The sequence below is a fragment of the Oceanobacillus sp. FSL W7-1309 genome, assembly GCF_038002145.1.
GTDB classification, from domain to species: Bacteria; Bacillota; Bacilli; order Bacillales; family Amphibacillaceae; genus Oceanobacillus; species Oceanobacillus profundus.
The window spans coordinates 1,052,079-1,063,873 of the sequence record NZ_JBBOBX010000002.1; the positions used below are offsets into that span (position 1 = coordinate 1,052,079).

Here is an 11,795-nt window from a genome sequence, read left to right on the forward strand (position 1 = left end):
GCAAAAAAAGCTCTGGCTACTTGATGGTAACCAAAGCTTTTTTCTAAGTATCGTTTTAATTTAGTACACCTAGTACGTTTTTAACGGAATCTGCTGATTTATCTAGTGCTGCTTTTTCTTCTGCAGTTAGATCCAACTCGATAATTTCTTCAATACCTTTCCCACCTAGAATTGTTGGTACGCCAAGGTAAATATCGTCATAGCCGTATTCTCCTTCTAGATAAGCAATTGCCGGAAGAACTCTACGTTGATCCTTTAAGATTGCTTCAGCCATAACTGTTAGAGAAGCAGCCGGTGCGTAGTATGCACTACCATTTCCTAATAGATTAACAATTTCACCGCCGCCAGTACGTGTACGTTGCACGATTTCATCCAAGCGTTCCTTTGAAATTAAATTTTCTAATGGGATTCCACCAGCATAGGAATAACGTATTAGTGGAACCATATCATCACCATGTCCACCAAGTACAAAACCAGTTACATCTTTAACAGATAGATTTAATTCTTCTGCAACAAATGTACGGAAACGTGCTGTATCAAGTACACCTGATTGCCCAATGACACGCTCTTTCGGTAAACCAGACTCTTTAAATACAGTGTACGTCATCGCATCAACTGGATTTGTTAATACAACAATGGTCGTATCTGGAGAATATTTCACAATATCCTTTGCAACGGCTTTCATGATTTTCGCATTTGTATTCACGAGATCATCACGACTCATCCCTGGTTTACGCGCAATACCTGCAGTAATAATAACAAGATCCGAGTCTTTTGTATCCTCGTAGTTTGAAGTACCAATGATTTTTGCATCAAAGCCTTGAACAGGCGCTGCCTCTGCCATATCAAGCGCTTTACCTTTTGTAGGATCTTCCATGTTTGGGATGTCTACTAGGACAACATCACCAAGCTCTTTTTGTGCAATCATTAATGCTGTTGTTGCACCTGTAAAACCAGACCCAATAACTGAAATCTTTTTTCTTTGTAACCCCATCGTACATATCCCCTTTATTGTAGATTAACAGATTAGAATCACTTTTCACCCGTTCATAGCGGATTGGCGAACAGGGAATTCATCTCCCTATTCGCCACCAAAATCACGTTCAGCTCCAGCTCCCATCGACTAGCGAGACTTCCTTCACCTCCGTACGATAAAGAAGACTTGCCGACTGGCTGTGCCAGAGGCTTAGTCGCACTTATACCCTTATGGTGAAAGTCAACATCGGCTTCCTACGGTCGCCGTGTTTCCTTTATCTCCTCCGGCAAAGTCCAGTCCGTACGTCGCTAACCGGGCGCTTCCGCTTTTGTGCATTACTTAGCCATATTCTTGATTAATTCTTTACCAAATTCGGAGCATTTAACTTCTGTTGCGCCATCCATCAGACGCGCGAAGTCATATGTTACTACTTTAGAAGCAATTGTTTTATCCATAGAATTTGTAATTAAATCAGCTGCTTCTCTCCATCCAAGATGTTCAAGCATCAAGACTGCTGAAAGGATAACAGATGAAGGATTCACTTTATCTAGTCCTGCATATTTCGGAGCAGTACCGTGTGTAGCTTCGAAAATCGCATGTCCCGTATCATAGTTAATGTTCGCTCCTGGCGCAATACCGATTCCGCCAACCTGTGCTGCAAGTGCATCAGAAATGTAATCGCCATTTAAGTTCATTGTTGCAACAACATCAAACTCTTTCGGACGAGTTAGAATCTGTTGAAGGAAAATATCTGCAATTGCATCTTTAACAAGGATCTTGCCTTCAGCGATTGCATCATCTTGTGCTTTATTTGCAGCATCTTTGCCTTCTGCTTCAACTAAGCGATCGTATTCAGCCCACGTAAATACTTTATCACCGAACTCTTCTTCAGCTACTTCATAGCCCCAGTTTTTAAATGCACCTTCTGTAAATTTCATGATGTTACCTTTATGTACTAAAGTAACACTTTTACGTCCTTCTGTTAACGCATATTCAATTGCTGAACGAACAAGACGCTTCGTGCCTTCTTCAGAAACTGGCTTAATACCAATTCCAGATGTTTCAGGAAAACGAACTTTATTGACGCCCATTTCGGACTTTAAAAATTCAATTACTTTTTTAACTTCGTCAGTTCCTTTTTGCCACTCGATTCCAGCATAAATGTCTTCCGTATTCTCACGGAAAATAACCATATCTACATCTTCTGGACGTTTAACTGGTGATGGAACACCTTCAAAGTAACGTACCGGACGAAGACAAGTAAATAAATCCAGCTCTTGACGAAGTGCAACATTCAATGAACGAATTCCTCCACCAATTGGAGTTGTTAATGGCCCTTTAATCGCAATTTTATATTCATTAATTTTATCTAGTGTATCCTGCGGCAGCCATTCGCCAGTTTTATCGAAGGCTTTCTGGCCAGCGTACACTTCTAGCCATTCAATTGTTTTCTCACCATCATATGCTTTTTCAACTGCAGCTTCAATAACTTCGCTTGCTGCTGCCCAGATATCTGGACCAGTTCCATCTCCTTCGATGAAAGGAATGATTGGAGTGTTTGGTACATTCATTTTCCCATTTTCTACGATAATTTTTTCTCCTTGTGCCATAAAAAAACCTCCTAAATATATTCAATAAGAATAGCCGGAATACCCAGCTATATTCTTAATCTAATTATTAGCCACGCTTGTTTAATTCGACATAATCCTGTAAGTCAGGACCAATATATTCCGCGCGTGGGCGAATCAGACGATTATTATCGTACTGTTCTAAAATGTGTGCCAACCAGCCTGATGTACGGCTTACAGCAAAAATCGGCGTGAATAAGTCATGGTCAATTCCTAAGCTATGATAAACTGATGCACTATAGAAATCTACGTTCGCTGGGAGACCTTTATTTTCTTTTATATAATCTTCAATTTTAACAGACATATTGTACCATTTCTCTTGCTTGGTCAATGTCGTTAATTGCTTAGACATTTCTTTTAAATGTTTTGCACGCGGATCACCGTTACGATATACACGATGCCCCATACCCATAATTTTTTCTTTGTTTGCTAATTTTTTCTCAACATATGGAATGGCATTTTCTTCTTCGCCAATTTCACTCAGCATTTTCATTACATTTTCATTTGCTCCGCCGTGCAATGGACCTTTTAAAGCGCCAATTGCAGCAGTAATACCTGAATAGATATCGGATAAAGTTGCTACACATACTCTCGCTGTAAAAGTAGAAGCATTCAGCTCATGATCTGCATGCAGGACGAGTGCCTTGTTAATAGCTTCTATTTCAATCGCATCTGCTTCTTTTCCATTAAGCATATACAGGAAATTCTCTGCATAGCCAAGGTCAGCTTTCGGCTTTACCGGTTCTTGACCATTACGGATTCTCGAAAACGCAGCTACAATTGTAGCAATTTTGGCTTGAATGCGAATAGCTTTACGTTTATTGGCTTCTGGTTCCATAATATCTGATTCATCATCATACAATCCAAGTAGAGAAACAGCAGTACGCAATGCTGCCATCGGATGAACAGTTGATAAATCATAGGAGCGTAAATGATCAATAACCTCTTCTGGAATCTCCATATTTTTAGCTAGTTCCTGTTTTACGTTTTCCAACTCTGCTTTTGTCGGCAGCTTCAGATTCCATAGTAAATAAATGACCTCTTCAAAACTTGCATGCTCAGCTAAATCATCAATACGATAGCCTACATAAGATAGCTGATCATCTATAATGGAACTAATGGACGATTGAGTTGCGACAATACCTTCTAACCCCTTTGTAGATGTTGTCATAGTAAACCCTCTCCTTTTTTTAAAGTAATTGTAGCATTTGGTTGAAATGTACAATGTTAACGACAATAATAACCATCCTTATAATCTAGTTATTGTGATACTAAATGGTAATAGCAGATTATATTCACCCCAGTACATATATCTACTATTTGAATAAAGTAATTCTATTATTGTCCAGCCCAAAATCTATTATAAAGTATTATGACTAGAAAGTGAATTGAAACCGTTTAACATTTAAATTTTTTGACTTCAATCATCCGATATTTATCGGGATTTAGTCGGTAATTAAATATTTTACTTGAATTTCGAAAATGCATGTCTATTTCAACAGCATTTTTCATATGTAAATATAGTACAGGCTTTCAACTATTTGCAATTTCTAGTCGTTAAATTGGGGGAGCTTTCCAATGCAAAAATTTATTCTACTGCAACTAATCCGATTTTTGATTGTACTTGGCGCTCTATTTACAGTCTACCTTATTTTCATGCATACTTTCAAATTTATCTATCCAATACTTATTACATGTATCCTGTCCTTGTTAATATACCCATTAGTCGTTTTTATTGAAACAAAGCTAAAGTTTCCAAGGCCACTCGCTATAACCGTCGTTATGCTCGGTTTATTGTTGTTTTTTGTTGGGATTGTGTTATTAGTTATAACAGAGGTATATCAAGGTACTGCCTATTTAGCCGTAAAGATTCCGAGCTATATACAGACATTCGTTTCATTTTTTGAAGCCTTTTTCAATACCAACATTCTTCCACTCTATGAAAAAATAATTTCTTTCTTTCATTCCCTTGATAATGAACAGCAAACGACAATACAAGACTATATAAGCTCCATCACAGGCTTTATAACATCAACCGGTTCAGACATGCTCCAAAATAGTTTAGCTAAAATTCCTGAAATTCTTGCGGTTGTTCCTGGTTCATTAACAACACTGACATTTATTCTATTAGCAACTTTTATGATGACCAATGACTTAGAAAACATTAAACGGATTGCTTCGCGTATACTTCCTGGTACAGTCAGACGGTCTACTTACGATTTTTTTCATCATGTTAAACTTGCCATTACCGGCTATTTACGTGCACAGCTATTGCTTATCTTTATTTCAGCTTGTATTATCCTTACTGGGCTCATGATTTTACGTGTAGAACATGCATTAACGATTGCGCTTATAGCTGCCGCTGTTGACTTAATTCCTTATCTTGGGACAGGCATCATCTTCATTCCTTGGATCATCTATTTATATGCTGTATCTGACTATTCCCTCACAATTGGGATAACCGTACTCTATATGGTCGTTATTATTTCAAGGCAAATTCTTGAACCTAAAATTCTTTCATCGAGTATTGGTGTTCACCCACTTATTGTACTGACAACGATGTTTTTTGGAATGCAGCTGTGGGGGATTGCAGGACTCTTTGTGGCACCAATAGTGACGGTTTTAGGAAATGCGATCTACCAAGCTGGGATTTTTCAAGCTCTATGGAATTTTATTAGAGGATAATTCATCTACCATTTTCGGTAGATGATTGTTCCACCTTTTGCCAATTTTAACAATAATGCACGAATCGAATTTTTAAATAGCTTTCTTGAGAAGGGAAGCACTAAAATGAGTCCGACTGTGTCCGTAATGAATCCTGGGGCAAATAAAAATACCGACCCAATCAATATACAAATGCCATCCATTAGTTCTTCAGTTGGTGCCTGGCCCTTGCTCATTCTTACTTGGGCTCGCTTCCACGTCTCCATTCCATGGTGTTTAGCAAGTAGGATTCCTAAAGCTCCAGTCAGAATAATGATACTTATAACCCACCATGGACCGACCATGCCACCTACCCAGATAAAAACACCGATTTCCATCGCTGGAATGAATAGAAGTAATAGGAATAGCCAACGCATAAAGAACACTCCCTTCTAAGCTTATTTTATCATGAATTTATAAAATCTTCTTTTCTAAACGATTTGCAGATGAACAGCTTTTAGAAAAATAGAAGCCGGCATTATGCCAGCTTCTATTTCAAGAATGGAGTTATCCGAAAACATCTAACTGTTTACAGTACGGATGCATGTCCTTTATAAATATCGCCCTTTGCACCATCTACTGTAATGTCAGAACCTTCTTCAAGTGCTGTAAAGACGTCTTTTACGCCAACGATTACTGGAATGCCTAAGCTCAAGCCAACAACTGCAGCGTGTGACGTTAAGCCGCCTTCTTCCGTAATAATTGCAGCAGCTTTTTCAATTGCCGGCATCATTTCACGTTCTGTGCCATACGTAACTAGAATATCTCCTTCTTCTACTTTTGTTAGAGCTTCTTCATTTGACTTAGCAAATACAACTCTACCATACGCTGTACGTTTCCCGATACCTTGTCCTCTGGCAATTACATCGCCAATAACATGAACTTTTAACAAGTTCGTTGTACCACTCTCACCTACCGGAACGCCAGCCGTTATAATCACTCTTCCACCACGTTTACACATGTTCGTGCTTAACGCTTTATCAATTGCAACATCTAGCATTTCATCTGTTGTGTTTGTTTGTTTACCAATCACCGGGTGTACACCCCAAACTAGAGAAAGCTGACGCGTAACGTGTGCAGCAAATGTCACAGCTAGAATAGAAGCCTTTGGACGATATTTGGAAATCATTCTTGCTGTATGTCCACTTTCAGTTGGTGTAATGATCGTATCAACGTCCAAATTCATCGCTGTATGTGTCACCGATTGACTAATTGCTTCTGTGATGGTCATATCTACATTTTTCGAGCGTTCATTTAAAATAGATTTATGTTCCAATGCTGACTCTGCCTTCAATGCAATATTACTCATCGTCTGTACGGATTCAACCGGATATGCTCCAGCAGCCGTTTCTCCAGAAAGCATGATTGCATCTGTGCCGTCAAAAATCGCATTCGCAACGTCAGATGCTTCTGCCCTTGTTGGACGAGGATTACGTTGCATCGAATCAAGCATTTGTGTAGCAGTAATAACTGGCTTACCTGCATTGTTGCATTTTTTAATAAGCTCTTTTTGTACAAGTGGAACGTCTTCTGCTGGGATTTCTACACCAAGGTCTCCACGTGCAACCATTAGCCCTTCACTGACCTCTAGAATACTGTCGATATTGTCGACACCTTCTTGATTCTCAATTTTAGGTATGATTTGAATGTGTGACCCATTGTTTTTTTCTAAAACTTCTTTTATTTCAAGGACATCAGATGCACGACGTACAAATGAAGCAGCGATAAAGTCAACGTCTTGCTCAATTCCAAACAGAATATCAGCCGTATCCTTGTCCGTAATCCCAGGTAGGTTCACCGAAACATTTGGTACGTTTACACCTTTTTTATTTTTGATGACACCAGAGTTCAATGCTTTCGTTACAATTTCACCCGCACTCGCATTTACTTCGATAACTTCTAATTCAATTAGTCCGTCATCAAGTAAAATTTTCGAACCCGGATGTACATCATGCACTAAACCGTCGTAAGTAACGGAAAACCTCTCAGCAGTCCCTTCTACTTCGAGCATTGAAATAACGACCGTATTTCCTTGTACAAGATCAGCAAAGCCATCTTTAAAATTCCCTGTTCTTATCTCTGGCCCTTTTGTATCCAATAAAATTGCGACAGTTTTGTTTTTATTTTCGGCAGCTTCTCTTATGTTTTTAATTCGAGCGCCATGCTCTTGGAAATCACCATGAGAAAAATTAAGTCTAGCTACATTCATTCCTGCATCGATTAACCTTTCTAAAGTTTCTATTGACTCAGAAGCAGGTCCAATCGTACAAACGATTTTCGTATTTCTCATTAATTTTCTTCCTCCCTGAACGTTTTACATAGTTTAAATAACCAAACAATGCGATTAACTTTAGCCTTCCTAATTAGATCGATAACTCTTTCGAAAGGTTGTACATTTCTTCATTAATTGTATGGGATTGTGCAAAGATTTCATCAAACGGGTAACTTACCAAATTGTTATTTTGAATTCCTACCATCTTGCCACCCTCGTTGTCCATTAGCAATTCAACTGCTTTAGCACCTAATCTACTTGCTAGAACACGGTCTGTAGCCGTTGGGGACCCACCGCGCTGAATATAACCTAATACGGTAACACGGGTTTCAAGCTGTGTTGTTTCTTGAATTCGCTCTCCAAAATCAAACCCGCTTCCAACGCCTTCTGCCAGAAGAATAATACTGTGCTTCTTACCACGGTCATGACCGCGTTTAAGTCGGTCGACAATTTCTTCAAAGTCTTCTTTCTTCTCTGGAATCAGAATGCTTTCTGCTCCTCCAGCAAGACCGGCCCAAAGTGCTAGGTCACCAGCATCTCTACCCATTACTTCAATGATATACGTACGCTCATGTGATGTTGCGGTATCACGCACTTTATCAACTGCTTCAATTATCGTATTTAGTGATGTATCAAATCCAATTGTAAAGTCTGTACCGGAAATATCGTTATCAATCGTTCCAGGCACACCAATACATGGAAACCCTTTTTCCGTTAACTTTTGGGCACCGCGGAAGCTTCCATCGCCACCGATAACAATCAAACCTTCAATTCCAAACTTTTTTAATTGCTCAATTCCTCGCATTTGACCTTCTTCTGTTTTAAATTCTTCACTTCGAGCCGAGAATAAAATCGTACCGCCGCGTTGAATAATATCTCCCACTGAACCAAGATCCATCTGTTCTATATTACCTTCCATGAGACCTTGAAAACCATTTTTAATCCCATACACCTCTAAATTATGATAAATCGCTTTTCTGACAACCGCACGGATTGCAGCGTTCATCCCAGGGGCATCTCCGCCACTTGTCAACACACCTATTTTCTTCATGTTTAGTTCACCTCATGTCAAACGAAATTTGCTCTATAACTGTACTATACCCTTTAAAGATAAATAAAAACAGCGCAAATAGCAATTAATATCTTGTTTATTAAAGATATTTTATATTTTTACAACCACAATAAGAGACTGATACTATAAAATATCAGTCTCAACTAATACAGTTAAGAAATGGATGTTCAAAAGTCCGCAAAAAGGATGTATCGAATTACTTGCTCCTTTCCAGCTTCTTTTTGAGCAAAAGTTAAAGCACTTCAAATTCACCCATTTGTTTATATTTTTCCCATCTATTCTCGATTAATTCATCATCTGTCAATGTCTGGAGATTTGTAAGGGATTGCTTTAATACCTCATCGATATACGCTGCCTGCTGTTCTAGGTTTCGATGTGCGCCACCTTTTGGCTCTGGAATAACATGGTCAACAATGCCTAATTTTTTCAAGTCATAAGATGTTATTTTCATTGTTTCCGCAGCACGCTGAGCAAGGCCTGCATCCTTCCATAAAAGCGCAGCAGCTCCCTCAGGTGAAATAACGGAATATGTTGAGTTCTCAAGCATCAGTATACGATCACCAACACCAAGTCCCAGTGCACCACCACTTCCACCTTCACCGATAACGATACAAACGATTGGTACCGTTAAACCAGCCATTTCCATTAAGTTTTTTGCAATTGCTTCACTTTGTCCACGTTCCTCAGCAGCTTTACCTGGATAAGCACCTTTCGTATCAATAAAGCAAACGATTGGACGATTAAACTTTTCTGCTTGCTTCATATGGCGTAATGCTTTTCGATACCCTTCTGGGTGTGGCATTCCAAAGTTTCTGCGAATATTTTCTTTTGTATCTTTTCCGCGCTGATGACCAATTACGGTTACTGGGATTTCATTATAATATGCAATACCAGCTACAATCGCCTCGTCATCTCCAAAAAATCGATCGCCATGAAATTCTATAAAGTCGGTGAACAGCTTATCAATGTAGTCCATTGTTGTGGGACGCATCGGATGACGAGCCATTTGCACACGATCCCATGGCTTCAGGTTGCCATAAATATCATTCTCTAAAATAGCCAGCCGCTTTTCCAGCGTTTCAATTTCCGCTGTTAAATCAATTTCACTATTCGCTGTGAAATTTTTCAATTCGTTTATTTTTTCTCTTAAATTCACGATTGGCTTTTCAAACTCGAGTATTTGATTCACTTTTATTCCACTTCCCTTCTGTGCATTGCAACCAGCTTGGAAAGCAATTCTTTCATCTCATGACGGTGGATCACTTTATCCAATTGACCATGCTTTAATTGGAATTCTGCAGTTTGGAAATCATCCGGCAGCTTTTCGCGGATGGTCTGTTCAATGATTCTTCTTCCAGCAAAGCCAATTAACGCACCTGGCTCAGCAAAATTATAATCTCCAATGGAAGCAAAACTAGCAGAAACCCCACCAGTTGTCGGATGGGTCATAACAGAAATCATTAATCCGCCAGCATCGCTGAATCGTTTAATTGCAATCGACGTTTTCGCCATTTGCATTAAACTAAGCATGCCTTCTTGCATCCGAGCACCACCAGAAGCTGTGAAAATAATAAAGGGAATCGATTCTTCTTTCGCATTTTCAATAGCACGTGCGATTTTCTCACCCATCGCAGATCCCAAACTTCCCATGCGGAAGCTAGAATCCATCACAGCAAAGGCAACAGGATGATTTACTATCATTCCTTTACCAGTGACTACTCCTTCATTTAACGTCGTTTTCTCACGGTCCTTTGCAATCTTCTCTTTATAACCCGGAAAATCGAGTGGGTTTCCTGAAGTTAGACCCTTGTCCCATTCCCTGAAAGTTCCTTCATCAAATAAACTATCAATCCGCTCCCAAGCAGTCATTGGGTGATGATAGCCGCAATTTGGACAAACATTTAAAGACTTCTTCATTTCTTTTCGATAATATATTTTATTACAACCATGGCATTTTTGCATAAGTCCCTCTGGAACATCGATTTTTGATTGTTCACTTGGAATGGTTGCATATTTTCTTCTCTTGCCAAAAAAATCTTTAAGCAAGGTTATTCCCCCTTCACAACTTACATCAACATAATAGTAGAGTTTGTCCAAAAAGTCTGGTAAAAATGACACATCTGAGAACAGCAGATCTTCGACTTACTTTCGGCTAACATAATCACCATATCCTGTAGAAGCTCGTTGACGATAGAGCCACCTCTACTAAGAACGTACAAGTCCTGTGGACAACGCAGAAGTCAGCACATCCTGTGCAAGCCAGGTACGGGGAGCTTCGCCGCCTTGAAATTCGACGTACAGGACGTGCTAGTGTCGGCGTTGCAATAAAGCACTTTGATGGGAAGAGCAATCGCAGCCACTGGACGTTGCGAATTTAGCTGACCTCGATCCATTTCATCATTTTTTTGAACACGCATATACATACCTATTTAAATCATTTTATTCATCATAACGGCTAGTAGTTAAAAAGAGTGTCAAAAACAGTCGAGGGAAAAAATTCCTCTCAACTGTTCACCTTCACTTGGCCCCGAAAATAATGGATCAATGGATTCATAATCTCTTTCACTGTAGTGTTTAAGTAAAGTATTATAGAAAGATTCCTCAAAATGGTATACACAAACAGCATGTGAAAACTCATCCATTAGCGACCATATTTTCATTAACAATAGATTTTCCGTTTTCTCAAATAAATATTTAAAAAAGGCACGATGTTTTGTAAGTGGATTACTACTATTTACATCAAGTATTGCTTTTAATTCCTGTATATCAGATACACTGATTCGGGCAAAAGCTAACTTTGCTGCTTCCTTTTCCAAAATTTTCTTCGTAAAAGTTAAATCATCTTTCATATTATCTTGCCTTAAAATAAAGGATGATAATAACTCTACAGTTTGAAAGGAGCGATATTCCCTTAAGTAGGTGCCTTCGCCATGTCTCGTTTCTACAAGACCAATAAGCTCTAACGCCCGTAATGCCTCCCTAACAGATGACCTGCCAGCATTAAGTCTTTCAGAAAGCTCTCGTTCAGATGGAAGCTTGTCCCCCGGATTTAGATTATTTCTCTCAATATATCGTTGTAATTCCTTGATTACTTCCTGATATACCTTTTGTTTAATTGAAAAGGACAAAAATAACACTCCACTC

At 39.1% G+C, this 11,795-nt stretch carries 10 protein-coding genes; 1 reads left to right on the forward strand and 9 read right to left on the reverse strand.

What is annotated here, in order from left to right:
• Positions 1–55: 55 nt before the first annotated feature.
• The 3 genes from mdh to citZ form a co-directional block, all read right to left on the reverse strand.
• A complete protein-coding gene (gene mdh, locus NST46_RS17940; RefSeq protein ID WP_095307312.1) occupies positions 56–994 on the reverse strand; it encodes a malate dehydrogenase in 939 nt (312 codons plus the stop codon).
• 317 nt (positions 995–1,311) lie between these two features.
• Positions 1,312–2,586 (reverse strand): NADP-dependent isocitrate dehydrogenase, encoded by a 1,275-nt coding sequence (gene icd, locus NST46_RS17945; protein ID WP_095307313.1) that lies wholly within the window; start codon positions 2,584–2,586, stop codon positions 1,312–1,314.
• Between the two features lie 67 nt (positions 2,587–2,653).
• Positions 2,654–3,775 (reverse strand): citrate synthase, encoded by a 1,122-nt coding sequence (citZ, locus tag NST46_RS17950; RefSeq protein WP_095307314.1) that lies wholly within the window; start codon positions 3,773–3,775, stop codon positions 2,654–2,656.
• 407 nt (positions 3,776–4,182) lie between these two features.
• Here citZ and ytvI point away from each other — a divergent pair, with 407 nt between their 5' ends.
• Entirely contained in the window at positions 4,183–5,289 is a 1,107-nt protein-coding gene (gene ytvI, locus NST46_RS17955; RefSeq protein ID WP_095307316.1) for a sporulation integral membrane protein YtvI, read from the forward strand.
• Between the two features lie 5 nt (positions 5,290–5,294).
• Here ytvI and NST46_RS17960 read toward each other — a convergent pair whose 3' ends face one another.
• The 6 genes from NST46_RS17960 to NST46_RS17985 form a co-directional block, all read right to left on the reverse strand.
• Positions 5,295–5,684: an FxsA family protein gene (locus NST46_RS17960; RefSeq protein WP_095307317.1), complete on the reverse strand. Its 390-nt coding sequence runs from the start codon at positions 5,682–5,684 to the stop codon at positions 5,295–5,297.
• 152 nt (positions 5,685–5,836) lie between these two features.
• Positions 5,837–7,597, reverse strand: a complete 1,761-nt coding sequence (gene pyk / locus NST46_RS17965; protein WP_095307318.1) for a pyruvate kinase — start codon at positions 7,595–7,597, stop codon at positions 5,837–5,839.
• A gap of 73 nt (positions 7,598–7,670) precedes the next feature.
• Positions 7,671–8,630 (reverse strand): 6-phosphofructokinase, encoded by a 960-nt coding sequence (gene pfkA, locus NST46_RS17970; protein ID WP_095307319.1) that lies wholly within the window; start codon positions 8,628–8,630, stop codon positions 7,671–7,673.
• Between the two features lie 253 nt (positions 8,631–8,883).
• Positions 8,884–9,840 (reverse strand): acetyl-CoA carboxylase carboxyl transferase subunit alpha, encoded by a 957-nt coding sequence (gene accA / locus NST46_RS17975; protein WP_095307321.1) that lies wholly within the window; start codon positions 9,838–9,840, stop codon positions 8,884–8,886.
• A 2-nt stretch (positions 9,841–9,842) separates the two neighbouring features.
• On the reverse strand, positions 9,843–10,697 hold the full coding sequence (gene accD / locus NST46_RS17980; RefSeq protein WP_095307322.1) for an acetyl-CoA carboxylase, carboxyltransferase subunit beta: 855 nt from the start codon (positions 10,695–10,697) through the stop codon (positions 9,843–9,845).
• A 428-nt stretch (positions 10,698–11,125) separates the two neighbouring features.
• Positions 11,126–11,779: a FadR/GntR family transcriptional regulator gene (locus tag NST46_RS17985; RefSeq protein WP_095307323.1), complete on the reverse strand. Its 654-nt coding sequence runs from the start codon at positions 11,777–11,779 to the stop codon at positions 11,126–11,128.
• Between the last annotated feature and the right edge of the window lie 16 nt (positions 11,780–11,795).